The organism is Pseudomonas glycinis (genome assembly GCF_054871425.1).
Map to the genome: position 1 here is coordinate 349,675 of NZ_JBTYHF010000002.1, position 24,667 is coordinate 374,341.

General features: G+C 61.3%; 26 protein-coding genes and 1 other RNA gene. 12 read left to right on the top strand and 15 right to left on the bottom strand.

Annotated elements, in window-relative coordinates; all coding sequences use genetic code 11:
- Positions 1-16: 16 nt before the first annotated feature.
- From ACYSTU_RS05645 to ACYSTU_RS05675, 7 genes are all read right to left on the bottom strand, one after another.
- The gene (locus ACYSTU_RS05645) at positions 17-1,630 is read right to left on the bottom strand and encodes an ABC transporter permease (RefSeq protein ID WP_498996698.1); all 1,614 of its coding nucleotides are present in this window, start codon (positions 1,628-1,630) and stop codon (positions 17-19) included.
- Between the two features lie 245 nt (positions 1,631-1,875).
- Complete coding sequence (locus ACYSTU_RS05650; protein WP_498996700.1) at positions 1,876-2,880, bottom strand: extracellular solute-binding protein; 1,005 nt, start codon at positions 2,878-2,880, stop codon at positions 1,876-1,878.
- A gap of 220 nt (positions 2,881-3,100) precedes the next feature.
- Positions 3,101-4,318, bottom strand: a complete 1,218-nt coding sequence (locus ACYSTU_RS05655) for a 2-octaprenyl-3-methyl-6-methoxy-1,4-benzoquinol hydroxylase (protein WP_498997216.1) — start codon at positions 4,316-4,318, stop codon at positions 3,101-3,103.
- Positions 4,319-4,327: 9 nt separating this feature from the next.
- On the bottom strand, positions 4,328-4,813 hold the full coding sequence (locus ACYSTU_RS05660) for a DUF4442 domain-containing protein (RefSeq protein ID WP_122880324.1): 486 nt from the start codon (positions 4,811-4,813) through the stop codon (positions 4,328-4,330).
- Entirely contained in the window at positions 4,806-5,993 is a 1,188-nt protein-coding gene (gene ubiH, locus ACYSTU_RS05665; protein ID WP_136493157.1) for a 2-octaprenyl-6-methoxyphenyl hydroxylase, read from the bottom strand. Before ubiH ends, ACYSTU_RS05660 begins: the two co-directional genes overlap by 8 nt.
- Entirely contained in the window at positions 5,990-7,324 is a 1,335-nt protein-coding gene (gene pepP, locus ACYSTU_RS05670; RefSeq protein WP_024014740.1) for a Xaa-Pro aminopeptidase, read from the bottom strand. The genes ubiH and pepP overlap by 4 nt, the downstream gene beginning before the upstream one ends.
- Positions 7,325-7,351: 27 nt before the next feature.
- A complete protein-coding gene (locus ACYSTU_RS05675) occupies positions 7,352-7,909 on the bottom strand; it encodes a YecA/YgfB family protein (RefSeq protein ID WP_110644472.1) in 558 nt (185 codons plus the stop codon).
- Between the two features lie 125 nt (positions 7,910-8,034).
- Between ACYSTU_RS05675 and ACYSTU_RS05680 the strand changes: the two genes are divergently transcribed.
- From ACYSTU_RS05680 to ACYSTU_RS05695, 4 genes are all read left to right on the top strand, one after another.
- Positions 8,035-8,244: a TIGR02449 family protein gene (locus tag ACYSTU_RS05680; RefSeq protein ID WP_007911197.1), complete on the top strand. Its 210-nt coding sequence runs from the start codon at positions 8,035-8,037 to the stop codon at positions 8,242-8,244.
- Positions 8,241-8,558 (top strand): cell division protein ZapA, encoded by a 318-nt coding sequence (locus ACYSTU_RS05685; protein ID WP_016772632.1) that lies wholly within the window; start codon positions 8,241-8,243, stop codon positions 8,556-8,558. Before ACYSTU_RS05680 ends, ACYSTU_RS05685 begins: the two co-directional genes overlap by 4 nt.
- A gap of 30 nt (positions 8,559-8,588) precedes the next feature.
- Positions 8,589-8,767: non-coding RNA, 6S RNA (gene ssrS, locus ACYSTU_RS05690), on the top strand.
- Positions 8,768-8,847: 80 nt separating this feature from the next.
- A complete protein-coding gene (locus ACYSTU_RS05695; RefSeq protein WP_024014742.1) occupies positions 8,848-9,453 on the top strand; it encodes a 5-formyltetrahydrofolate cyclo-ligase in 606 nt (201 codons plus the stop codon).
- 35 nt (positions 9,454-9,488) lie between these two features.
- Here ACYSTU_RS05695 and ACYSTU_RS05700 read toward each other — a convergent pair whose 3' ends face one another.
- Positions 9,489-9,644, bottom strand: coding sequence for a hypothetical protein (locus tag ACYSTU_RS05700; RefSeq protein ID WP_024014743.1), 156 nt, complete (start codon positions 9,642-9,644; stop codon positions 9,489-9,491).
- Positions 9,645-9,841: 197 nt separating this feature from the next.
- On the opposite strand from ACYSTU_RS05700, the gene ACYSTU_RS05705 reads away from it, so the two are divergent.
- Positions 9,842-10,294: an EVE domain-containing protein gene (locus ACYSTU_RS05705; RefSeq protein ID WP_281891490.1), complete on the top strand. Its 453-nt coding sequence runs from the start codon at positions 9,842-9,844 to the stop codon at positions 10,292-10,294.
- A gap of 113 nt (positions 10,295-10,407) precedes the next feature.
- Here ACYSTU_RS05705 and ACYSTU_RS05710 read toward each other — a convergent pair whose 3' ends face one another.
- Complete coding sequence (locus tag ACYSTU_RS05710; RefSeq protein ID WP_039757432.1) at positions 10,408-10,815, bottom strand: flagellar basal body-associated protein FliL; 408 nt, start codon at positions 10,813-10,815, stop codon at positions 10,408-10,410.
- Positions 10,816-10,965: 150 nt separating this feature from the next.
- Between ACYSTU_RS05710 and ACYSTU_RS05715 the strand changes: the two genes are divergently transcribed.
- Entirely contained in the window at positions 10,966-11,943 is a 978-nt protein-coding gene (locus ACYSTU_RS05715) for an NADPH:quinone oxidoreductase family protein (RefSeq protein ID WP_498996712.1), read from the top strand.
- 257 nt (positions 11,944-12,200) lie between these two features.
- On the top strand, positions 12,201-13,550 hold the full coding sequence (gene glpT / locus ACYSTU_RS05720) for a glycerol-3-phosphate transporter (RefSeq protein ID WP_024014747.1): 1,350 nt from the start codon (positions 12,201-12,203) through the stop codon (positions 13,548-13,550).
- On the opposite strand, the gene ACYSTU_RS05725 is transcribed toward glpT, so the two are convergent.
- From ACYSTU_RS05725 to ACYSTU_RS05750, 6 genes are all read right to left on the bottom strand, one after another.
- Positions 13,526-14,194 carry a gamma-glutamylcyclotransferase gene (locus tag ACYSTU_RS05725; protein WP_122698644.1) on the bottom strand — a complete coding sequence of 223 codons (669 nt, stop codon included), beginning with the start codon at positions 14,192-14,194 and terminating at the stop codon, positions 13,526-13,528. The two genes, glpT and ACYSTU_RS05725, sit on opposite strands and share 25 nt — an antisense overlap.
- Before the next feature lie 184 nt (positions 14,195-14,378).
- Positions 14,379-15,347 (bottom strand): CDP-6-deoxy-delta-3,4-glucoseen reductase, encoded by a 969-nt coding sequence (locus ACYSTU_RS05730; protein WP_498996717.1) that lies wholly within the window; start codon positions 15,345-15,347, stop codon positions 14,379-14,381.
- Positions 15,347-16,813 (bottom strand): 4-hydroxy-3-polyprenylbenzoate decarboxylase, encoded by a 1,467-nt coding sequence (ubiD, locus tag ACYSTU_RS05735; protein WP_039757427.1) that lies wholly within the window; start codon positions 16,811-16,813, stop codon positions 15,347-15,349. The genes ACYSTU_RS05730 and ubiD overlap by 1 nt, the downstream gene beginning before the upstream one ends.
- A 238-nt stretch (positions 16,814-17,051) precedes the next feature.
- Positions 17,052-18,311 (bottom strand): transcription termination factor Rho, encoded by a 1,260-nt coding sequence (gene rho, locus ACYSTU_RS05740; protein ID WP_003229334.1) that lies wholly within the window; start codon positions 18,309-18,311, stop codon positions 17,052-17,054.
- Between the two features lie 248 nt (positions 18,312-18,559).
- Entirely contained in the window at positions 18,560-18,889 is a 330-nt protein-coding gene (trxA, locus tag ACYSTU_RS05745; protein ID WP_003206727.1) for a thioredoxin TrxA, read from the bottom strand.
- A gap of 120 nt (positions 18,890-19,009) precedes the next feature.
- Positions 19,010-19,717, bottom strand: coding sequence for a FadR/GntR family transcriptional regulator (locus ACYSTU_RS05750; protein WP_498996721.1), 708 nt, complete (start codon positions 19,715-19,717; stop codon positions 19,010-19,012).
- 256 nt (positions 19,718-19,973) lie between these two features.
- On the opposite strand from ACYSTU_RS05750, the gene ACYSTU_RS05755 reads away from it, so the two are divergent.
- The 5 genes from ACYSTU_RS05755 to ppx all read left to right on the top strand — a co-directional run bounded on the left by ACYSTU_RS05755 (position 19,974) and on the right by ppx (position 24,518).
- Positions 19,974-20,759 (top strand): transporter substrate-binding domain-containing protein, encoded by a 786-nt coding sequence (locus ACYSTU_RS05755; protein ID WP_016772623.1) that lies wholly within the window; start codon positions 19,974-19,976, stop codon positions 20,757-20,759.
- A gap of 21 nt (positions 20,760-20,780) precedes the next feature.
- Entirely contained in the window at positions 20,781-21,449 is a 669-nt protein-coding gene (locus ACYSTU_RS05760; RefSeq protein WP_016772622.1) for an amino acid ABC transporter permease, read from the top strand.
- The gene (locus ACYSTU_RS05765) at positions 21,446-22,096 is read left to right on the top strand and encodes an amino acid ABC transporter permease (RefSeq protein ID WP_498996729.1); all 651 of its coding nucleotides are present in this window, start codon (positions 21,446-21,448) and stop codon (positions 22,094-22,096) included. The genes ACYSTU_RS05760 and ACYSTU_RS05765 overlap by 4 nt, the downstream gene beginning before the upstream one ends.
- Positions 22,083-22,820 carry an amino acid ABC transporter ATP-binding protein gene (locus tag ACYSTU_RS05770; RefSeq protein WP_007911148.1) on the top strand — a complete coding sequence of 246 codons (738 nt, stop codon included), beginning with the start codon at positions 22,083-22,085 and terminating at the stop codon, positions 22,818-22,820. Before ACYSTU_RS05765 ends, ACYSTU_RS05770 begins: the two co-directional genes overlap by 14 nt.
- Positions 22,821-23,015: 195 nt before the next feature.
- Positions 23,016-24,518 (top strand): exopolyphosphatase, encoded by a 1,503-nt coding sequence (ppx, locus tag ACYSTU_RS05775; protein WP_076564507.1) that lies wholly within the window; start codon positions 23,016-23,018, stop codon positions 24,516-24,518.
- The last annotated feature ends 149 nt before the right edge of the window (positions 24,519-24,667 follow it).

The following is a 24,667-nucleotide window of genomic DNA, read 5'->3' on the forward strand; positions in this document are numbered from 1 at the left end:
CAATCGAGAACGCCCCCTAGTTTCGGTGCGCCGAACGTCGGATTAGGCCGATAACCGGCAACAGCCCGACCAGCACCAGGGTCAATGCCGGCAATGAGGCGCGCGCCCATTCGCCTTCACTGGTCATTTCAAAGATGCGCACCGCCAGCGTGTCCCAGCCAAACGGGCGCATCAGCAGGGTCGCGGGCATTTCCTTGAGCACATCGACGAACACCAGCAACGCGGCGCTCAAGGTGCCGGGCAGCAGCAGCGGCAGATACACTTTGAAAAACAGTCGCGGCCCACTGACACCCAGGCTACGTGCCGCTTCGGGCAAAGAGGGCCGTATACGCGCCAGACTGCTTTCCAGCGGCCCGTAGGCGACGGCAATGAAGCGCACCAAATAGGCCATCAGCAACGCCGCGAGGCTGCCGAGCAGCAACGGTTTGCCGGCACCACCGAGCCAGGCGGAGAGCGGAATCACCAGTTCACGATCCAGATAACTGAAGGCAAGCATGATCGACACCGCCAGCACCGAACCGGGCAAGGCGTAGCCGAGATTGGCCAGACCGACGCCGGAGTTGATGGCTGGGGTCGGCGCCAGACGCCGGGCAAATGCCAGCAACAGCGCAACGCTGACGGTGATAAGCGCCGCCATCGCGCCCAAGTACAGCGTGTGCAGAATCAGTCCGGCGTAGCGCTCATCCAGATCGAAGCGTCCGCGCTGCCAGAACCAGACGATCAGTTGCAGCACCGGGATAACGAAGGCGCAGGCGAACACAAATCCACACCAGCCTGTCGCCGCCAACGCCTTGAGCCCGCGCAGGTGATACAGCGCTTTCACCCGTGGCCGCTCGTTGCTGGCCCGATTCGCCCCGCGTGCCCGGCGCTCGCCGTACAGCACCAGCATCACTACCAGCAGCAACAGACTGGCCAGTTGCGCAGCGCTGGGCAGGCTGAAGAAGCCGTACCAGGTTTTGTAGATGGCCGTGGTGAAGGTGTCGAAGTTGAACACCGACACTGCGCCAAAATCGGCGAGGGTTTCCATCAGCGCCAGCGCCACGCCCGCGCCGATCGCCGGACGCGCCATCGGCAACGCGACCCGCCAGAACGCCTGCCACGGCGATTGCCCGAGCACCCGCGCCGCTTCCATCAGGCCTTTGCCCTGAGCCAGGAATGCGGTGCGCGCCAGCAGATAAACGTAGGGATAAAAAACCAGCACCAGCACCACGATCACCCCGCCGGTGGAACGCACTCGCGGCAGGCGCAGACCCGTGCCGAACCATTCGCGCAGCAGGGTTTGCACGGGGCCGGCGAAATCGAGCAGGCCGACGAAAACGAACGCCAGTACATACGCTGGAATGGCGAAGGGCAGCATCAGCGCCCAGTCGAGCCAGCGCCGACCGGGGAATTCACAGAGGCTGGTCAGCCACGCCAGGCTGACACCCAGCAGGGTCACGCCGACACCGACGCCGAGGATCAGCGTCAGGGTATTGCCGAGCAGTCGCTGCATCTGGGTTTGCCACAGATGCGACCAGATCTGCTGATCGATGGTCTGCCACGACAACAACAGCACGCTCAGCGGCAACAACACCAGCGCGGCGATGGCGAAGACGATGGGGTACCAGCGGCGTTGGGCGGGGTGGGCCACTTTTGGGTCTCTGGAGGGATTGGGGTGTTCTTGGATTGCGTATTTCAGGTTGGGATTGCTGCCCTCACCCTAGCCCTCTCCCGGAGGGAGAGGGAACTGACCGAGGTGCTCATGCAAACTACATCGACCTGAGATATTGAGTCGAACTCAAGTTTCGAAAGCAACACAAGTTGGCTCCCTCTCCCTCCGGGAGAGGGCTGGGGTGAGGGAGCGATCTTGAAAGATCAACAGTTACACGAAACGCCTCAGTTCCACCCCGCCCGATCCATCATCCGGATCGCCTCGGCCTGACGTTTGCCCGCCACTTCTACCGGCAAGGTATCAGCAATGAACTTTCCCCACGCCGCCACTTCTTCCGATGGCGCCACCGCCGGGTTGGCCGGGAATTCCTGGTTCACGTCGGCAAAAATCTTCTGTGCCTCAGGCGTGGTCATCCATTCGACCAGAGCCTTGGCCGCTTCCGGGTGCGGCGCATGTTTGGTCAGGCCGATGCCCGACAGGTTCACATGCACACCGCGATCGGCCTGATTCGGCCAGAACAGCTTCACCGGCAATTCAGGCTTCTGCTTGTGCAGGCGACCGTAGTAGTAGGTGTTGACGATGCCAACATCACACTGCCCGGCGTTGATCGCTTCCAGCACCGCAACGTCATCGGAGAACACGTCGGTGGACAGGTTGTTGACCCAGCCCTTGAGGATTTTCTCGGTCTTCTCGGCGCCGTGCACTTCGATCATGGTCGCGGTCAGCGACTGGTTGTAGACCTTCTTCGCCGTGCGCAGGCACAGGCGGCCTTCCCAGTTCTTGTCGGCCAGCGCTTCGTAGGTGGTCAGTTCGCCTGGCTTCACCCGCTCGGTGGAATAGGCGATGGTCCGCGCGCGCAGGCTCAGGCCGGTCCAGGCGTGGGTGGACGAGCGATATTGCAGGGGGATGTTGGTGTCGATGGTTTTCGAGGTGAATGGCTGGAGGATGCCCATCTGCTCGGCCTGCCACAGGTTGCCGGCATCGACCGTGAGCAGCAGATCGGCGGTGGCGTTTTCACCTTCGGCCTTGATGCGCTGCATCAGCGGCGCTTCCTTGTCGGTGATGAACTTGATCTTCACCCCGGTCTTGGCGGTGTAGGCATCGAATACCGGTTTGATCAGCTCATCGATACGCGACGAGTAAACCACCACCTCATCGGCGGCCTGGGCAGTGGTGCTGCCGATCAGGGTCAAGGCCAGTGCGGTCAGAAGACGCTTGGGTGCCAACATGGGAGTGGTCTCACGGTCGGGAAAGGTGGGCCAAATGATAAGGACTCACATTTACCTTCTCAATCGAACACTGGGGGAAGGCGTTACCAGATGTTGCACGACTCAAAACTGCGGTAAGTGGGCGGACGCTTTCGCGAGCAGGCTCGCTCCCACATTGAAATGCATCTCAACTGTGGGAGCGAGCCTGCTCGCGAAGCGGCCATCAGCCTCAATGAGGCGGTCAGGGCTTTGCCAGAGCTGGAAGATCCCCGGTCAGCCCCAGCGCCTCGCGCACAAACAACGCCTTCGCCTCGGGCATCTGCTCAACCAGTTTCAACCCGGCATTGCGCAACCAGCGCAGTGGCAGCGGGTCGGACTGGAACAACCGCTCGAAGCCCTCCATCGCCGCCATCAGCGCCAGATTGTGCGGCATACGCCGACGCTCGTAGCGGCTCAGCACCTTCACGTCTGCCAGTCGCTCACCGCGCTCATGCGCTTGCAGCAACACTTCCGCCAGCACCGCTGCATCGAGGAAACCAAGGTTCACACCCTGCCCCGCCAACGGGTGAATGGTGTGTGCCGCATCACCGATCAACGCCAGGCCTTCAGCGACATAACGTTTGGCGTGACGCTGACGCAGCGGCACGCACAGACGCGGGTCGGCGCTGATCACGTCACCGAGGCGCCCTTCAAACGCTCGCTCCAGCTCAGCGCAAAACGCAGCCTCTTCCAGCGCCATCAAGCGCTCGGCTTCAGCCGGTGTGGTCGACCAGACGATCGAGCACCAGTCCTGCTGACCATCACGTTCCAGCGGCAGAAACGCCAATGGCCCGTGATCGGTAAAGCGCTGCCAGGCGGTTTTGCGGTGCGGCTGGCTGCAGCGCACGCTGGTGACGATGGCGTGATGCAGATAATCCCACTCGCGAGTCGCCACCCCAGTGAGACGGCGCACCGCTGAATTGGCGCCATCGGCCGCGATCACCAGCGGCGCGCGCAAGGTGCGGCCATCAGCCAGGGTCAGCAGCCAGTCGTCGCCGGAGCGACGCATCTGCTCCAGCCGCGCATTGGCCAGCATGCCCAGGTTGCAATCATGCAAACGCTCGAGCAAAGCATCCTGCACCACGCGGTTTTCGACGATGTGGCCGAGCACATCGGCATGTACGCTGCTCGCCGAGAAATGAATCTGCCCGGTGCCGCTGCCGTCCCAGACATGCATGTCGGTGTACGGGCTGCTGCGCCGCTGGGCGATGCCGTCCCAGACACCGAGGCGCTCGAGAATGCGCTGGCTCGCCGCCGACAATGCGCTGACGCGCGGTTCGAACGCCGCTTCGGCATCGAACGGCTTCACGCTCAACGGGCTGCCGTCGAGCAACAGCACTTCCAGCCCACTGTCCTGTAGCGCCAGCGCCAGGGCGCTGCCGACCATTCCGGCTCCGACAATCAGCAGATCTGCGCGCATTTCCATGCTTTAGGCCTGTCTCGCTTGCGGCTTGAGCCGCACGTAAAGGGTTTTACCGACCCGCGCCACGAGGTTGCCGGCGCCGTCATGAATGTCGACCTGCAACTGCGGCAGGTATTTATCGCCGTTGGCGGTCTGCCGGCGGATCTCGTCGAGCAGAGTCTGGTCGATGTTGAACCGGGCGAACACCGGGCCTTTGCCCGGCGCAATGAAATCGATGTCGGCGGCCTTGTCCCAGACGATGTATTTCGGGCCGAGGTTTTCCATGAGCATCAACATGAAGAACGGGTCGACCATCGAATACAGACTGCCGCCAAACTGGGTGCCGACGTAGTTGCGGTTGTACCAGCCCAAACCCATGGACACCTGCACATCGCGAAAGTCGTCACTGATGTGCCGAACGCGCACTCCGGCGCCGAGATACGGCGGGTAGAAGGTCATTACCCAGCGCATCAATCGTGCCTTGCCGAATTTTTTGCTCAGCCACTCAAGCATCCGGACGGGTTCCCAGGCCCATCGCCTGCCGGGCGAACCAGCGTTTGGCTGGCGGCAGCAGGTCGAGGCCGAGCAGGCCGAGATTGCGCCCCAGCGACACCAGCGGCTGGGTGCTGCCGAACAGGCGCGTGACCTGATCGGAGAAGCCCACGGTCAGGTCCTGATCGAGGCGCTGCCGCTCGCGATAAGCCTGCAATGTGGCGAAGTCGCCCAGCGGCTTGTCGCTGGCCAGCAGCGCGGCAGCCAAGGCGTCGGCGTCACGCAGCGACAGGTTGAAGCCCTGGCCGGCGATCGGGTGCAGGCTGTGTGCAGCGTTGCCGAGCACGGCCAGATGCGAGCGCACCTGTTCTTCAGCCTCGATCAGTGACAGCGGATAAAGATGCCGTGCGCCGACCTGTTTCAAAGTGCCGAGGCGGTAACCGAACACGCCTTGCAGCTCGCTGAGAAAATCACGCTCGCTCAATTCAGTCAGACGCTGCGCATCCATGCCCAGCCGCGTCCACACCAGTGCGCAGCGATTGTCCGGCAACGGCAGCAGGGCCATCGGCCCCTCATCGGTAAAGCGCTCGAAGGCCATGCCGTTGTGCGCTTCACTCGGGGTGATGTTGGCGATCAGTGCGCTCTGGTTGTAAGGGCGCGTGCGCACGTTGATGCCCAACTGTTCGCGCAGCCCGGAACGGCCGCCATCGGCGAGCACCGCGAGGTCGCATTCAAGGGTGGTTTCATCGTTGAGGGTCAGACGATAGCCATCGGCCAACGGCTCCATGCGCGTGACTTCCGCCGGGCAGCGCCACGTGATCACGTCTTTGTCGAGGTGTTGCCACAGGCACTGGCCGAGCCAGGCGTTTTCCACCACGTAACCGAGCGCTGGCACACCCTCTTCCATCGCCGACAAGCGCGCGGTGGAGAAGCGGCCACGGTCGGAGACATGAATCTGTTTGATCGGCTCGGCGCGGCGGGAAATTTCCTGCCACACGCCCAGGCGCTGATAAATCTGCCGCGAGCCGAACGAAAGGGCTGAGGAGCGGGCGTCGTAGCTCGGTTGCCAGCTGTCGCCGGGGGCGAACGGTTCGATCAGGACGATCTTCCAGCCCTGCGCCTTGGCCCCGGCCTGCAACGCCAACGCCAGACTGGCGCCGACCAGACCGCCACCGATGATTGCCAGATTGACTCGACTCATGCTGCGTGTGTCCTTGCTTGTGCCATCAGCGCTTCGATCTCGGCGACGGTTTTCGGCACGCCGCTGGTGAGGATTTCACAACCGGATCGGGTCACGACCACGTCATCCTCGATACGCACGCCAATACCGCGCCATTTCTTCGCCACGTTCTGATTGTCCGCGGCGATGTAGATGCCCGGCTCCACGGTCAGCGCCATGCCGATCTCCAGCACGCGCCATTCGCCGCCGACCTTGTACTCGCCGACGTCATGCACATCCATGCCCAGCCAGTGGCCGGCACGGTGCATATAAAAAGCCTTGTAGGCTTCGCTGGCGATCAACTCGTCAACCTCGCCTTTTAGCAAACCGAGTTTCACCAGCCCTGTGGTAATCACTCGAACCGTGGCTTCGTGCGCCTGATTCCAGTGCTTGTCCGGGGCGATTTCAGCGAACGCCGCTTCCTGCGAAGCCAGCACCAACTCGTAGATCGCCTTCTGCTCCGGCGAAAACTTGCCGTTGACCGGCCACGTGCGGGTGATGTCGCTGGCGTAGCAGTCGATCTCGCAACCGGCGTCGATCAACACCAGATCGCCGTCCTTGAGCAACGCGTCATTCTGCTGGTAATGCAGGATGCAGCTGTTGCGCCCGGCGGCGACAATCGAACCGTAGGCCGGCATCTTCGCCCCGCCCTTGCGGAATTCGTAATCCAGCTCGGCTTCGAGGCTGTATTCATACAGCCCCGGACGACTGGCCTGCATCGCGCGGATATGCGCCTGCGCCGAAATCCGCGCGGCTTCGCGCATCACCTTCACTTCTGCCGCCGATTTATACAGGCGCATGTCGTGCAGCAGATGATCCAGGGCAACGAATTCATTCGGCGGCTGCGCGCCGAGGTGCGCCTTGGAGCGGATCACGTTGATCCAGTCCATCAGGTGCCGATCGAATTCGGGATTGCTGCCCATCGCCGAATACACCCGGTCGCGGCCTTCGATCAGGCCCGGGAGGATGTCGTCGATGTCGGTAATTGGAAAAGCATCGTCGGCGCCATATTCGCGGATCGCGCCTTCCTGCCCTGCGCGCAGGCCATCCCACAATTCGCGTTCGGCGTTGCGTTCACGGCAGAACAGGATGTACTCACCGTGCTCGCGACCGGGCATCAGGACGATGACGGCTTGTGGCTCGGGAAAACCGCTGAGGTACTGGAAGTCGCTGTCCTGACGATAGACATGCTCGACGTCGCGGTTGCGGATGGCCACCGCGGCGGCGGGCAGGATCGCGATGCTGTTGGGTTCCATCTGCGCCATCAGGGCCTTGCGGCGACGGCTGTATTCCGCTTTGGGGATGTGGGTCATGGGCAGATGGCTTTCCCTGGCACGCGATTAATGCAGCGAAGGTTTGGCCGCTGGCGGCACATCGGCTTTTTTGGTTTCCGAGAACAGCAGCAACGGCGCAACGCGCAGGTATTCCATGACTTCCATGTAGTCGGATTCGCCGTCTTCGGATTCTTCCAGCGCGTCCTGCACCTGAGCGATGGCGGCCAGATCCCGCAGCACTTCGTTGGCTTCGTCACTCAGTGCATAAGCACGGCGGGTCAGACCGAAACCGCTGAGGAAGCCCTGGCACCACTCGCCCAGTGCGGCGGCGCGCTCGGCCAGCGGTGCATCGTCGGTCGGCAGCAGCAGCACGACGGTGATGTCGGCGCCGGTCAGCTCGCCTTTGACCATCTCCTGCAGGCCGATCAGGGCGTTGCGGACGTTGTCCTGGATGTCGCCTTCGAGCAGTTCGGCGGCGTCGATCAGCCAGCCTTCGTGATCGAAGCCGGCCCCGGCGCAACTGCGCCCGAGCAGCACGCCGTGCAGTTCGGCAGGCGAGACGTTGTGGCCGCTGGCAGTCAGCAGGGTGGCAAAGGCTTGGTACGGGGAATTCGCAATGGTCATGGGCAGCTAGGCGCCAGACGGCGCTATGTCTAGAATGAAGGCCTTGTATCCTACATCGACAGCCCCGCCAAGACCATTAAAGGCTGTCCGCCAGTTACCACCCATCAGACGAACACGTGGACCCAATGGAAGACACCGACCTGCAAGCGCTGATGGCCAGACTCGAACTGCTGATTGGCCGAGTCGAGCAACTTAAGAGTCAAAACGCACTCTTACTAGCTCAGGAAAAAACCTGGCGCGAGGAACGCGCTCACCTCATTGAAAAAAACGAAATCGCCCGGCGTAAGGTCGAATCGATGATTTCGCGCCTCAAGGCCCTGGAGCAAGACTCATGAGTTCAAGCAATAGCGTTACCGTGCAGATCCTCGACAAAGAGTATTCGATCATCTGCCCGCCGGAAGAACGCAGCAATCTGGTCAGTGCCGCCCGCTACCTGGACGGCAAGATGCGCGAGATCCGCAGCAGCGGCAAAGTCATCGGCGCCGACCGCATTGCCGTGATGGCCGCGCTGAACATCACCCACGACCTGTTGCACAAAGAAGAGCGCCCGGACATCCAGGCCAGCGGTTCGACCCGCGAACAGGTACGCGACTTGCTCGATCGTGTCGATTTGGTCCTGGCCGACGATCAGAACACCGCCAAGGGCTGATTCGACTGACAGCTTGAGGTATACTCGCGGCACTCCCTGGGGTGCTTGCCAGTTGACGATGTCCCGGAGCCGATTCGCACTACCCTGGAAGTTGCACGTTGGGCTGGTGTGCATGTCCGCTAGACGGAAAGCCTTAAAGTCTACTGCTTCTTCCACCTTGAACTTTCGGGTTCAAGGGCTGAGTTGACAGCGGTTCATCCGGGGAGCCTGATTCGAATCCGATGTCGGTGTATGCCGACATCGGATTTTTTATGCGTACGTTTTTGCATCCACCTGCCGAAGCCGAACCATGACCGAACCCGCGCTGCTGCCCCGCCCGCAACTCCGCCGCCTGCTGCGCAAGGCGCGCCGTGCGCTGACGCCGGGCGAACAACGCCAGGCGGCCAAAGGCCTGTTCCGGCAATTGGCGCAAGACCCGCACTTTCGCCGGGCGAAACATATCTCCCTGTACTTGCCCACCGACGGTGAAATCGATCCGCGCCTGCTCCTGCGCGAAGCCCAGCGCCGCGGCAAGGCGACTTATCTGCCGGTACTCAGCGCCTGGCCACGAACGAAAATGGTCTTCCAGCGCATCCGCCCCGGCGAAAAGCTCACGCCCAATCGCTTCCGCATCCTCGAGCCCCGGGCCAATCTGGCTCGGCAACGCAAGGTCTGGGCGCTGGATCTGGTGTTGTTGCCGCTGGTGGGGTTTGACGATGTCGGCGGGCGCCTGGGCATGGGCGGGGGTTTCTATGATCGCAGCCTCGCCTATCTGGCCCGGCGCAAGAACTGGCGCAAGCCGACGCTGCTGGGCCTGGCCCATGAGTGTCAGAAGGTCGAGCGTCTGGCGCAGGCGAGCTGGGATGTGCCGTTACAAGGCACGGTCACCGACAAGGCGTGGTATTTCGCAGAGTAGACGCCGCATGGAACAGCGGCGTCGAAGAGACAGGTTCAGCGTTTGAAAGCGGTCGACTGTTGCACCTGTTGCGCCACTTCAATCGGCGCGTCGGTCTTGTTCGCCCAAAGGCTCTGCGCGTAACCGGTGGTTACCACGCCCAGGCCAAACAAAATTACCAAAGTCCATAGCAAATCCGGTTTGCGTTTCATCGATTGCCCCCCTCAAGGCACATCATCACGATGACAGCAGCGGTTTCCGTTCGTAGGCCGTGCAGCAGCGTCAAGCTTTAAAGGCCGGCATTTTGCGGCAACGTGAACCTGTGCGCAAACGCTGACGTCAACCGACTGTCGGTTTGTCATAAAATTGCCCGACAACCTGCCCAATGACCGCTTCAGGAGCACACGACATGGCCTACTGGCTGATGAAATCAGAGCCCGACGAACTCTCGATCAAGGGCCTGGAAAAGCTCGGCAAGGCGCGCTGGGACGGGGTTCGCAACTATCAGGCACGCAACTTCCTGCGGGCGATGGCGGTCGGTGACGAGTTCTTTTTCTACCATTCCAGCTGCCCCGAGCCGGGGATTGCCGGGATTGGCAAAATTATCGAAGCAGCGTATCCCGATCCGACGGCGCTGGAGCCGGACAGCCACTACTTCGATCCGAAGGCTACAGCAGAAAAAAATGCCTGGAGCGCGATTGATGTCGAGCATGTCGAGACGTTCAAACGGGTGTTGAAGCTGGATTATTTGAAACAGCAGACGGCCTTGGCGGAGCTGCCGCTGGTGCAGAAGGGCTCACGGTTGTCGGTTATGCCGGTTACACCAGAACAGTGGACGGCGGTTATCGGGCTCAAACCCTGATTCATTTATGCCGGATAAATAGCTTTCGCGAGCAGGCTCGCTCCCACAGGAACATGCAGTCCAATGTGGGAGCGAGCCTGCTCGCGAAGAGGCCAGCCCGGACAGCGAATGACTTACTGAATGATCAGGTTGTTGAACAACAGATCCTCAACCACCGGCTTGCCGGTCTCATCATTCATCACCTGCTGGGTCTGCTTCAACGCTTCCTGACGCAGCTTTTCCTTGCCTTCGATGCTGCCCATCGCCTCGGTGGTCTGCTGAGTGAACAGCGCCACCAGCTGATTGCGGATCAGCGGCTCGTTGGCCTTGACCAGTTTGGTCGCCTCTTCGCCGGTTACGCGCAGGGCCACATCGGCCTTGTAGACCTTGAGTTTGGCGGTGCCGTCGAGGCCATAGTTGCCGACGAACGGCGGGCTCAGGGTGATGTAATTGACTTTCGGCGCCTCGCCTTCTTTGGCTTCTTCGGCCAGTGCTGCCACAGGCAGAGACAGGGCCAGCAACAACATGATCCACGCTTTCACAATTCGCTCCTTATCCGGTTTGCGGCCTAGCATAACGACCCGCCGCGCAAGCACAAGCTTATGGCTGACTATCAGGGCCGGGCATGCTCGTTGACCCGTTGATTCACACACCTACACTTATCGGCCATCACTCCCAAAGGAATAGCCCTGATGAAAGCCGTGCTGTGCAAAGCCTTCGGCCCTGCCGAATCGCTGGTGCTGGAAGACGTCGCCAGCCCCGCCCTGAAGAAGAATGAAATCCTGCTGGACGTGCACGCCGCCGGAGTCAATTTCCCGGACACGCTGATCATCGAGGGCAAATACCAGTTCAAACCGCCCTTCCCGTTTTCGCCAGGCGGTGAAGCGGCGGGCGTGGTGCGCGAAGTCGGGGAAAAGGTCAGCCATCTGAAAGTCGGCGACCGGGTCATGGCGTTGACCGGTTGGGGCAGTTTTGCCGAGCAGGTGGCGGTGCCGGGCTACAACGTCCTGCCGATTCCGCCGTCGATGGACTTCAACATTGCCGCTGCATTCAGCATGACCTACGGCACCTCGATGCACGCGCTCAAGCAACGCGCCAACCTGCAACCGGGCGAAACCCTGCTGGTGCTCGGCGCGTCGGGCGGCGTCGGCCTCGCCGCGGTGGAGATCGGCAAAGCCATGGGCGCCCGCGTGATCGCCGCCGCCAGCAGCGCCGAGAAACTCGCGGTGGCCAAAGCTGCCGGCGCCGATGAGCTGATCAATTACAGCGAAGCCAGCCTCAAGGAGGAGATCAAGCGCCTCACCGACGGCCAGGGCGCCGACGTGATCTACGACCCGGTCGGCGGCGACCTGTTCGACCAAGCCATCCGCGCCATCGCCTGGAACGGCCGCCTGCTGGTGGTCGGCTTCGCCAGCGGACGCATCCCGGAACTGCCGGTCAACCTCGCCCTGCTCAAAGGCGCGGCGGTGCTCGGCGTGTTCTGGGGCTCCTTTGCCCAACGCCAGCCCCAGGACAACGCAGCCAACTTCCAGCAGCTGTTCAGCTGGTTTGCCGAGGGCAAACTCAACCCGCTGGTATCGCAGGTGTATCCGCTGAGCAATGCCGCGCAGGCGATCGATGATCTCGGCCAGCGCAAGGCTGTGGGCAAGGTTGTCGTTCAGGTTCGTTAACAACATGGAGCGATCCGGAGCAACCATCCGGATCGCTTTACCGTTGAGGTCTGCCTCTTCCATACGTCAAACCGCAGAAACCCACCCGAGCCACCATCCCCTCAGCGCCGCCTTCTTATCTCAGAGCGACATGTTCATAAAGGAACGCTCATCTGCCCAAATTTCCGCTGTTTTGCCGACGTGAAGCGATGCTATTTTCGGTAACGAAACTGTAACATTCGCATCCGCAGTCAAAACAAGAAAACTGGAGCTCTTGAATGTTTGCTTTCTTTCGTCCTGCCGCACATCAGGCTCCATTGCCTGAAGAAAAAATAGACAGCACCTACCGCCGCCTGCGCTGGCAGATCTTCGCCGGTATCTTTATCGGCTACGCCGGTTACTACCTGCTGCGCAAGAACTTCTCCCTGGCCATGCCGTACCTGATCGACGAAGGCTACAGCCGTGGCGACCTCGGCTTGGCGATGTCGGCGATCGCCATTGCTTACGGTCTGTCGAAGTTTCTCATGGGCCTGGTGTCCGACCGTTCCAACCCGCGCTTCTTCCTGCCGTTCGGTCTGCTGGTCTCGGCCGGGGTGATGTTCATTTTCGGTTTCGCGCCGTGGGCAACGTCCAGCGTGACGATGATGTTCATTCTCCTGTTCATCAACGGCTGGGCGCAGGGCATGGGCTGGCCGCCGAGCGGGCGGACCATGGTCCACTGGTGGTCGCAGAAGGAACGCGGCGGCGTGGTGTCGGTGTGGAACGTAGCGCATAACGTCGGCGGCGGTCTGATCGGCCCGCTGTTCCTGATCGGCATGGGCCTGTTCAATGACTGGCATGCGGCGTTCTACGTCCCGGCAGCGGTCGCGCTGGGCGTGGCGGTGTTCGCCTTCATCACCATGCGTGACACCCCGCAATCGGTCGGCCTGCCGCCGATCGAGCAGTACAAGAACGACTACCCGGAAGGCTACGACGCCAGCCACGAAGACGAATTCAGCGCCAAGGAAATCTTCGTCAAATACGTGCTGCGCAACAAAATGCTCTGGTACATCGCTCTGGCCAACGTTTTCGTCTACTTGCTGCGCTACGGCGTGCTGGACTGGGCGCCGACGTATCTGAAGGAAGCCAAGGGCTTCACCGTGGATAAAACCTCGTGGGCCTATTTCTTCTACGAGTGGGCGGGCATTCCGGGCACGCTGCTGTGCGGCTGGATGTCGGACAAGATCTTCCGTGGCAACCGTGGCCTGACCGGCATGGTGTTCATGGCCCTGGTGACTGTCGCGACCCTGGTTTACTGGCTCAATCCGGCCGGCAATCCGATGGTCGACATGATCGCCCTGCTGTCGATCGGCTTCCTGATCTACGGCCCGGTGATGCTGATCGGCCTGCAAGCGCTGGAACTGGCGCCGAAGAAAGCCGCCGGTACTGCAGCGGGCTTCACCGGTCTGTTCGGTTATCTGGGGGGTTCGGTCGCGGCCAGTGCGGCGATGGGCTACACCGTTGACCACTTCGGCTGGGATGGCGGTTTCGTGCTGCTGGTCGGCGCTTGCCTGCTGGCGATGGCCTTCCTTGCGCCAACGCTGTGGCACAAGCAAGTCGCCAGTCAGAGCCGTGAAGCGGTCGCCTGATCGCTGTGTGATTTACAGCGCTTGAGCCGCGCCTCCAGATTTCGATCCGGCATGGCGTGGCTGCGCAGGGCATGCGCGGTCTGCTCGACATAATCGCGAGTGGTGCCGTAGCGCCCGCTGGCGCTGGCGAACACCTGGCTGAGCACATGGTCCGGCAGGTTGCCGGCATAGCTCGGCAGGTGACGCTCCAGAACGAATCCCAAGGCCTGCACCTGAGAGCCATCTTCGAGCCGGCAATTGAGCCAGTGTGGGCGATACGAGGGAAACGGCATCTCGCGTTTCCACAGGGCATACAGCGCGGTGTCAAGATTGTCTTCCGGCAAGCGATAGGCAAAGCCACTGCATGAGCCGCCGCGATCCAGACCGAACACCAGGCCGGGCATTTCCGGCGTACCCCGATGCTCGTGGGACCACAGGTACAAGCCGCGATGGTAGCCATGCACGCGACCGCGCATGCGCTCGACTGCCGTGCATTCCGGGCGCCAGATCAGCGAACCATACGCGAACAGCCACACCGGCCCGCCCTTGTGGCGCGCCATGGTCGATTGCATGGAAGCGAGAAGTTGTTCGTGCGTCAGCTGCGGCCCAAGATCGAGCCGCGGAGGGTAAGCCAGGTTCAGAATTGCGTTTTCAATGGCGCTCATGGCGAATAGCGTTCAGCTCCCCGCGGGTGAAGAATTACTTAATAGAACGCACCGCTGTAACAATAAGGCACATATGCTTTAAGGCAAATTAAGTGCCACTGCTTAATTGCCTGATTGATATATAACCTAGCGGTATTTGCCTAATTAGATAAATACCGATCGGCTATATGCCAAGTTATAAGTATCAGGAGCGCGGCGCGTAGGCGAACACATCGGCGCGCATCTGATGCGCATCCATGCCCGCCTCGACCAGCGCGTCCAAGGTGCCGTAAACCATCGCTGGCGAACCGCTGGCATAGACGTGCAGCGCCTTCAGATCAGGGAAATCTTCGCAAACCGCCTCGTGCAGCATCCCGCAACGCCCTTCCCAGCCGCACTGGTCGCTGACCACTTTGTGCAGGAACAGATTGGGCAGCTTCAGCCATTCGTCCCAGTGCTCGATCTGATAAAAATCTTCCGGGCGGCGTACGCCCCAATACAGATGCACTGGATGCTTGAAGCCTTCGGCGCGGCAATGTTCGATCAGACTGTGAATCTGGCCCATGCCGGTGCCGGCGGCGATCAACACCAGCGGACCGTCGGGCAGCTCCGCAAGATGGGTGTCGCCAAAGGGCAGCTCGACACGCACCATCGGGTTGCGTTGCAGCTGCTCGATCAGGCTCAACGCACTGGTTTCGCGCGCCAGCACATGGATTTCCAGATCACGTCCGCCGTGGGGTGCCGAAGCCATGGAGAACGCCGACTTCTCACCGCTCTCGCGCTCGATCATCAAATATTGCCCGGCGTGATAGCGCGGCGGCTTGCCTGCTGGCGCACGCAGACGCACGCGCCAGGTGTCGCCGCCGACCTCGCGACACTCGATGACCTGACACGACAGGCTGCGCACCGGCAGTTCACCCAGCGCGAGCACGCCATCCCACAGCAGCACGCAGTCTTCCAGCGGTGCGGCGATGCAGGTGTAGAACTCGCCATGATCGCGGACTTTGCCGGCCTGCTCGACGCGGCCTTCGACCAGCAGCGCTGCACACACGTGGCAATTGCCGTTGCGGCAGCTTTGCGGGCAGTCATAGCCCAGGCGCCGCGCACCGTCGAGAATCCGCTCACCGGGCTGGATCTCGAGCACGGCTCCGGAAGGCTGCAGGGTTACACGCATCAATCTATTCCTAACTGATTCCAGATGGCATCGATCCGTTGGGTGACGGCGTCGTCCTTGACGATAACTCGGCCCCACTCGCGGGTGGTTTCACCCGGCCACTTATGGGTGGCATCCAGGCCCATTTTCGAGCCCAGGCCGGAGATCGGCGAGGCGAAGTCGAGGTAGTCGATCGGCGTGTTGTCGATCATCACCGTGTCGCGCTTGGGGTCCATGCGCGTGGTGATGGCCCAGATCACGTCGTTCCAGTCGCGGGCGTTGATATCGTCGTCAGTGACGATAACGAACTTGGTGTACATGAACTGTCGTAAAAACGACCAGACGCCGAGCATCACGCGCTTGGCATGCCCCGGATACGACTTCTTCATCGTCACCACGGCCATGCGGTACGAGCAGCCTTCCGGCGGCAGGTAGAAGTCGGTGATCTCCGGGAACTGCTTCTGCAGGATCGGCACGAACACTTCGTTCAGCGCCACGCCGAGAATCGCCGGCTCATCCGGCGGGCGGCCGGTGTAAGTGCTGTGATAGATCGGCTTTATCCGGTGGGTGATGCGCTCGACGGTGAACACCGGGAAGCTGTCGACTTCGTTGTAGTAACCGGTGTGGTCGCCATACGGGCCTTCGTCGGCCATTTCGCCGGGATGGATCACGCCTTCGAGGATGATTTCGGCGGTGGCCGGCACTTGCAGATCGTTGCCACGGCACTTGACCAGCTCGGTGCGGTTACCGCGCAAGAGCCCTGCAAAAGCATATTCCGAGAGGCTGTCCGGTACCGGCGTCACGGCACCGAGAATCGTTGCCGGATCAGCGCCAAGGGCTACGGACACCGGGAAAGGCTGACCCGGATGCTTCTCGCACCACTCGCGGAAGTCGAGAGCACCGCCACGATGGCTGAGCCAGCGCATGATCACCTTGTTGCGGCCAATCACTTGCTGGCGGTAGATACCGAGGTTCTGGCGTTCCTTGTTCGGGCCTTTGGTGACCGTCAGTCCCCAAGTGATCAGTGGGCCGACGTCGCCGGGCCAGCAGGTCTGCACCGGCAACATCGCCAGATCGACGTCGTCGCCTTCGATGACCACTTCCTGACACACCGCGTCTTTGACCACTTTCGGCGCCATCGAAATGATCTTGCGGAAGATCGGCAGTTTCGACCAGGCGTCCTTCAAGCCCTTCGGCGGCTCCGGCTCCTTGAGAAAGGCCAGCAGCTTGCCGATTTCGCGCAGTTCGCTGACCGACTCGGCGCCCATGCCCATGGCCACGCGCTCGGGGGTGCCGAACAGGTTGCCGAGCACCGGAATGTCGTAACCGGTGGGCTTCTCGAACAACAATGCCGGGCCTTTGGCCCGCAGCGTGCGGTCGCACACCTCAGTCATCTCCAGCACCGGCGAGACGGGAATCTGGATGCGTTTCAACTCTCCGCGCTGCTCAAGCTGCTGCACGAAATCCCGAAGATCCTTGAATTTCATTGACGATGGCACCCTCAAAATAGGCGTACATCCTACCTGCTCTGAGGAGCAAACAGCAGCCCGTCATTGCTCGATTGTGGCCCCCGCGCTGCGGCGAAGGCGCAGGCCTCGAACTCGGGAGTGCGCTGCCGACGCCGCAAAATCGGCCCATCAACAGATATCCGTGATGGGCGCGAGATTTTTCGGGGCAAAAAAAACGCCCCCTTGCGGGAGCGTCCTTTGTTGAAACGCCAGCGTATTACTTGCGTTTCATCGACAAGAAGAACTCGTCGTTGGTCTTGGTCGTCTTCAGCTTGTCGACCAGGAACTCGATGGCGGCCACTTCGTCCATCGGGTGCAGCAGCTTGCGCAGAATCCACATGCGCTGCAGTTCGTCGTCGGCGGTCAGCAACTCTTCGCGGCGGGTGCCGGAGCGGTTGATGTTGATGGCCGGGAACACACGCTTCTCGGCGATCTTGCGATCCAGAGGCAGTTCCATGTTGCCGGTACCCTTGAACTCTTCGTAGATCACTTCGTCCATCTTCGAACCGGTTTCAACCAGCGCGGTGGCGATAATGGTCAGCGAGCCGCCTTCTTCGATGTTACGCGCGGCACCGAAGAAACGCTTCGGCTTCTCGAGGGCGTGGGCATCGACACCACCGGTCAATACCTTGCCGGAGCTCGGGATCACGGTGTTGTAGGCACGAGCCAGACGGGTGATGGAATCGAGCAGGATCACCACGTCTTTCTTGTGCTCGACCAGGCGCTTGGCCTTCTCGATCACCATTTCAGCAACCTGCACGTGACGGGTCGGCGGCTCGTCGAAGGTCGAGGCAACCACTTCGCCGCGCACGGTGCGCTGCATTTCGGTCACTTCTTCCGGACGCTCGTCGATCAACAGCACGATCAGGTGAACTTCAGGATTGTTACGGGCGATGTTCGCTGCGATGTTCTGCAGCATGATGGTTTTACCGGCTTTCGGCGGTGCGACGATCAGACCACGCTGGCCTTTGCCGATCGGTGCGCACAGGTCGATCACGCGACCGGTCAAATCTTCGGTGGAACCGTTACCGGCTTCCATCTTCATGCGCACGGTCGGGAACAGCGGCGTCAGGTTCTCGAAGAGAATCTTGTTTTTCGCGTTCTCCGGACGATCGAAGTTGATCGTGTCGACCTTGAGCAGGGCGAAATACCGCTCGCCTTCCTTCGGAGGGCGGATCTTGCCAACGATGGTGTCACCGGTGCGCAAGTTGAAGCGGCGGATCTGGCTCGGCGAGACGTAGATGTCGTCAGGGCCGGCGAGGTAGGAAGCGTCTGCGGAGCGCAGGAAGCCGAAGCCGTCCTGGAGAATCTCCAGCACGCCATCACCGGAGATTTCCTCGCCGCTTTTCGCGTGCTTTTTCAGCAGGGAGAAAATCACGTCCTGCTTGCGCGAACGGGCCATATTTTCTATGCCCATCTGTTCGGCCAATTCGAGCAGTTCGGTAATCGGCTTTTGCTTGAGTTCAGTCAGATTCATATAGGAATGACGTAATCATTTATGGAGGGGGGGAAATTAAGCTTTTGGCTTAATGAGGCCGCGCCGCGGAGAAGGCGACAGGATCGCGAACTAATTCGAAAAGGAGTGCGTCGGCGACGGCTAGCAGGGGGCATTGGAGAAACCAGTGCGGGGCCGAATGTACCACCTGAGTTTCGGAGCGTCTAGCCCTGAATACGCAAAAAGCCCCGCGATTTGCGGGGCTTTTTTTCAGCGTTTTACTGCGACGCTCAGATGTTGGCGTCGAGGAAAGCCGCCAGTTGCGACTTCGACAGTGCGCCGACCTTGGTCGCTTCAACGTTGCCGTTCTTGAACAGCATCAGCGTCGGGATACCACGCACGCCATGCTTGGCCGGGGTTTCCTGGTTTTCGTCGATGTTCAGTTTGGCGACGGTCAGCTTGCCTTTGTAAGTCTCGGCAATCTCGTCCAGAACCGGTGCGATCATTTTGCAAGGGCCGCACCATTCAGCCCAGTAGTCGACCAGGACAGCGCCTTCGGCCTTGAGTACGTCGGCTTCGAAGCTAGCGTCGCTAACGTGTTTGATCAGATCGCTGCTCATGGAATTCTCCAGGTTGTAAGCAAAAAAACGTGGCCCATCATAGCCGCCCTTCCCTTGTTCAGGAAGCCGCAGATGATTGAGTGTTGCTATGGCCCTTGATGAGTTTGGGTATAGCTCAAGTCACGCCGTGGCGGGAGCAATGAAGGCGATTCCGGTACGCAGGGCGGCGTTGCGCACATGTTCCTGCATGGCTTTTTGCGCTGCTCCCGACGCACGGCGGGCCAGGGCACGGAGGATCTTGCGGTGTTCCTGCCAGGTTTCCATGGCGCGTTCGGCGCGGATGAACGGCAGTTTCTGGCTCTCGAGAAAAATCTCGGCGCTGGCGGTGAGGATGCTCAGCATCGCCTGATTGCCGCTGGCGAGGAGGATGCGCCGGTGAAATTCGAAGTCGAGTTTCGCCGCTGCCTCAAAGTCGCCGAGCTTCAATCGCTCGCGCATGGCCGCAACGTTGTCTTCCAGCGCATCCAGATCGAACGTGCTCAACGTCACCGCCGCCAACCCTGCTGCAAACCCTTCGAGCGCATAGCGCAATTGAAAGATATCCAGCGGCGATGCCTGCGCCGCAAACGACCAGCCTGGCGCGTTGTCGCCGCGCGACAATTCGACCGGTGACTGCACGAACACGCCTTTGCCCGGCTGAATGCTGACCACGCCCAGTGCACTGAGCGACGACAGCGCTTCACGCAACGATGCCCGACTGACGCCCAGTTGCAGCGCCAGATCCCGTTGCGACGGCAACGCATCGCCAGCGCCGAAGCCCTGTTCGGTGATCAGTTTGCGGATCGCTTGCAGCGCCACTTCGGGTACGGCGCGGGAGATCGAATTCATGATGTGCGGACGCGTCAGGGCCAAGGTGCGGCTAGTTGTAAAGCTATTCGCCGAGTCCGGCAAGTCGTGCCCCAGCGGGGTTCGGCGCGTGCAGCCGATGCGCCATCGCAGTGCGAAAACCGAGTTGACTGTTCAGACCAGTAAGACCGAACGAAGCCGCTGCTACTGCGGCCTGCCGGGGCGAAATCCGCCTGTTGGCACGGCCCATGCTCTGTCCGATCGCAGCAACCACTTCCCGCCGATCCGGAGATTGTCCATGACCCAGCGTTACAGCGCCCTCCTCGCTTCCCTGTTTGCCGGCCTGCTGCTGTGCCAGGCCCCCGCTCACGCCGACGGTCTGGACGACGTGGTCAAACGCGGCACGCTGAAAGTCGCCGTGCCCCAAGACTTCCCGCCATTCGGCTCGGTCGGCCCGGACATGAAGCCGCGCGGCCTGGATATCGACACGGCGAAACTGCTCGCTGACCAACTCAAGGTCAAACTCGAACTGACCCCGGTCAACAGCACCAACCGCATCCCGTTCCTCACCACCGGCAAGGTCGATCTGGTGATCTCCAGCCTCGGCAAAAACGCCGAGCGCGAGAAGGTCATCGACTTCTCCCGCGCCTATGCGCCGTTCTACCTCGCCGTGTTCGGTCCGCCAGACGCTGCGATCACCAGCCTCGACGACCTCAAGGGCAAGACCATCAGCGTCACCCGTGGCGCCATCGAAGACATCGAGCTGAGCAAAGTCGCCCCCGAAGGCGTGACCATCAAACGCTTCGAAGACAACAACTCGACCATCGCCGCTTACCTGGCAGGCCAGGTCGATCTGATCGCCAGCGGCAACGTGGTGATGGTGGCCATCAGCGAGAAGAACCCCAAGCGTGTACCGGCGCTGAAAGTGAAGCTCAAGGATTCCCCGGTCTACGTCGGTGTGAACAAGAACGAAGCGGCGTTGCTGGCCAAGGTCAACGACATCCTCAACACCGCCAAGGCTGACGGCGCACTGGAAAAGAACTCGCAGACCTGGCTGAAAGAGCCGCTGCCGGCCGATCTCTGATCGACTGCGCGGGAGACCTTCATGGCTTATCAGTTCGATTTTTTGCCGGTGGTGGAAAACACCGACCTGCTGCTGCGTGGCGCGCTGTTCACCCTTGAGCTGACCGCCATCGGCGCGCTGCTCGGGGTCGGCGTGGGCATTGTCGGGGCGCTGGTGCGGGCGTGGCAGATTCGCCCGTTCTCGGCGATCTTCGGCGTCTACGTCGAGTTGATCCGCAACACGCCGTTTCTGGTGCAACTGTTCTTCATCTTCTTCGGCCTGCCGTCGCTCGGCATGCAGATCTCCGAGTGGCAGGCGGCGGTGCTGGCGATGGTGATCAACCTTGGCGCCTATTCGACCGAAATCATCCGCGCCGGCATCCAGGCGATTCCGCGCGGGCAACTGGAAGCGGCTGCGGCACTGGCGATGACCCGCTTCGAAGCGTTCCGCCACGTCGTCCTGCTGCCAGCGCTGGGCAAGGTCTGGCCGGCGCTGAGCAGCCAGATCATCATCGTCATGCTCGGTTCGGCGGTGTGTTCGCAGATCGCCACGGAAGAATTGAGCTTCGCCGCCAACTTCATTCAGTCACGCAACTTCCGCGCCTTTGAAACCTACGCGCTGACAACCCTGATCTACCTGTGCATGGCGCTGCTGATCCGCCAATTGCTCAACTGGTTCGGCCGGCGGTTCATTGCGAGGAGCAGCCAATGAGCGATTTCACTTTCTGGGACATCCTGCGCAACCTGCTCACCGGTCTGCAATGGACGCTGGCGCTGTCGCTGGTGGCGTTCATTGGCGGCGGCCTCGTCGGCCTGCTGATTCTGGTGATGCGCATCTCCAAGAACACACTGCCCAGCAGCATCGCCCGCACTTGGATCGAGCTGTTTCAGGGCACGCCGCTGTTGATGCAGCTGTTTCTGGTGTTCTTCGGTGGGGCGCTGGCCGGGATCGAGATTTCGCCGTGGATGGCCGCCGCGATCGCTTTGACCTTGTTCACCAGCGCCTATCTGGCAGAGATCTGGCGCGGCTGCGTCGAGGCCATTCCCCACGGGCAGTGGGAAGCTTCGTCGAGCCTGGCGCTCAATCCGCTGGAGCAATTGCGCTACGTGATCCTGCCGCAAGCGCTGCGCATCGCCGTGGCGCCGACCGTGGGCTTCTCGGTGCAAGTGGTCAAAGGCACAGCGGTGACCTCGATCATCGGCTTCACCGAACTGACCAAGACCGGCGGCATGCTCGCCAACGCCACCTTCGAACCGTTCATGGTCTACGGCCTCGTCGCCCTCGGCTACTTCCTGCTCTGCTACCCCTTGTCCCTCAGTGCGCGCTACCTGGAAAGGAGACTGCATGCCTCTGCTTAGAATTTCCGCCCTGCATAAATACTACGGCGATCACCACGTACTCAAAGGCATCGACCTCAGCGTCGAGGAAGGCCAGGTCGTGGCGATCATCGGCCGCAGCGGCTCGGGCAAATCGACTCTGTTGCGCACACTCAACGGCCTGGAGTCGATCAACGACGGCGTGATCGAAGTCGACGGCGAATACCTCGACGCCGCCCGCGCTGATCTGCGCAGCCTGCGACAGAAGGTCGGCATGGTCTTCCAGCAGTTCAACCTGTTCCCGCACCTGACCGTCGGGGAGAACGTCATGCTCGCGCCGCAAGTGGTGCAGAAAGTACCCAAGGCCAAGGCTGCCGAACTGGCGCGGGAAATGCTCGAGCGAGTCGGGCTCGGGGAAAAATTCGATGCCTTCCCGGATCGCCTGTCCGGCGGGCAGCAACAGCGGGTGGCGATTGCCCGGGCTTTGGCGATGTCGCCGAAGGTGCTGCTGTGCGATGAAATCACTTCGGCACTGGACCCGGAACTGGTCAATGAAGTGCTCAGCGTGGTGCGGCAGTTGGCCAAGGAAGGCATGACGCTGATCATGGTCACCCACGAGATGCGCTTTGCCCGAGAGGTGGGCGACAAACTGGTGTTCATGCACCATGGCAAGGTGCATGAGGTGGGCGATCCGAAGGTATTGTTTGCCAATCCGCAGACGGCGGAGCTGGCGAACTTTATTGGCACGGTGGAGGCGACAGCCTGAAGCAGCCTCATGATCATTCCCACGCTCCGCGTCGGAATGCCTCACCGGACGCTCTGCGTCCGCTTTTGGGACGCGGAGCGTCCCGGGCTGCATTCCCACGCAGAGCGCAGGAACGATCAGGTTTGAACCATGCGCGTTGGCGCCAGCGTTTGATCGTGGCACGATGTCGGGGTTATCGACCGAGACCCCCTGACCATGCCGCAATCCCAAGCCAAGAATCTGTCCCTGATCGCCGCAATCGACCTGGGCTCCAACAGCTTTCACATGGTCGTGGCCAAGGCCCAGAACGGCGAAATCCGCATCCTTGAGCGCCTCGGCGAGAAGGTGCAACTGGCCGCCGGCATCGACGACGCGCGCCAGCTCAACGAAGAATCGATGCAGCGCGGCCTCGATTGCCTCAAGCGCTTTGCCCAACTGATCAACGGTATGCCGCTCGGTGCCGTGCGCATCGTCGGCACCAACGCCCTGCGTGAAGCGCGCAACCGTGGCGAGTTCATCCGCCGCGCCGAGGAAATTCTCGGCCACACGGTAGAAGTCATCTCCGGCCGTGAAGAAGCGCGCCTGATCTATCTCGGCGTTTCGCACACACTCGCCGATACCCCGGGCAAACGTTTGGTCGCCGACATCGGCGGCGGCAGTACTGAATTCATCATCGGCCAGCGCTTCGAGCCGTTGCTGCGCGAAAGCCTGCAAATGGGCTGCGTGAGTTTCACCCAGCGCTATTTCAAGGACGGCAAGATCACTCCGGCCCGCTACGCCCAGGCTTACACGGCGGCGCGCCTGGAAATCATGAGCATCGAGCACGCCCTGCATCGCCTGACCTGGGATGAAGCCATCGGCTCCTCCGGTACGATTCGCGCCATCGGCCTGGCCCTGAAGGCTGGCGGCCACGGCAGCGGCGAGGTCAACGCCGAAGGCCTGGCGTGGCTCAAGCGCAAACTGTTCAAGCTGGGCGACGCCGACAAGATCGATTTCGAAGGCATCAAGCCTGACCGCCGGGCGATCTTCCCGGCGGGCCTGGCGATTCTCGAAGCGATCTTCGACGCCCTCGAACTGCAACGTATGGATCATTGTGAAGGCGCGCTGCGTGAAGGTGTGCTCTACGACCTGCTCGGCCGCCATCATCACGAAGACGTGCGCGAACGCACCCTGACCTCGCTGATGGAGCGCTATCACGTCGATCTGGAACAGGCGGCGCGGGTCGAGCGCAAGGCCCTGCACGCGTTCGATCAGGTCGCCGTCGACTGGGAACTGGATGACGGCATCTGGCGCGAACTGCTCGGCTGGGCGGCGAAAGTCCACGAAGTCGGCCTCGACATCGCTCACTATCACTACCACAAGCACGGTGCCTACCTGATCGAGCACTCCGATCTGGCCGGCTTCTCCCGCGAGGATCAGCAGATGCTCGCGCTATTGGTACGCGGGCACCGGCGCAATATTCCCAAGGACAAGTTCGCCGAATTCGGCGATGACGGAATCAAGCTGATTCGCCTGTGCGTGCTGCTGCGGTTCGCCATTCTGTTCCATCACATTCGCGGAACCCAGGCGATGCCGCAGGTGGCGCTGCATGCGAGTGGCGATCATCTCGATGTGGAATTCCCGGAGAACTGGCTGGATGAAAATCAGCTGACCCAGGCGGATTTCGGGCTTGAGGCGGACTGGTTGACGCGGGTGGGGATTGTTCTCACGGTGCATTGACACTGATTGTGGCGAGGGGACTTATCCCCGCTGGCCTGCGCAGCAGGCCCGATTTTGACTCAAGGGGTCGCTTCGCGCCCAACGGGGATAAATCCCCTCGCCACAGGTCGGAATCAGTGTAGGTACAAAAAAGGCGATCCCGAGGGATC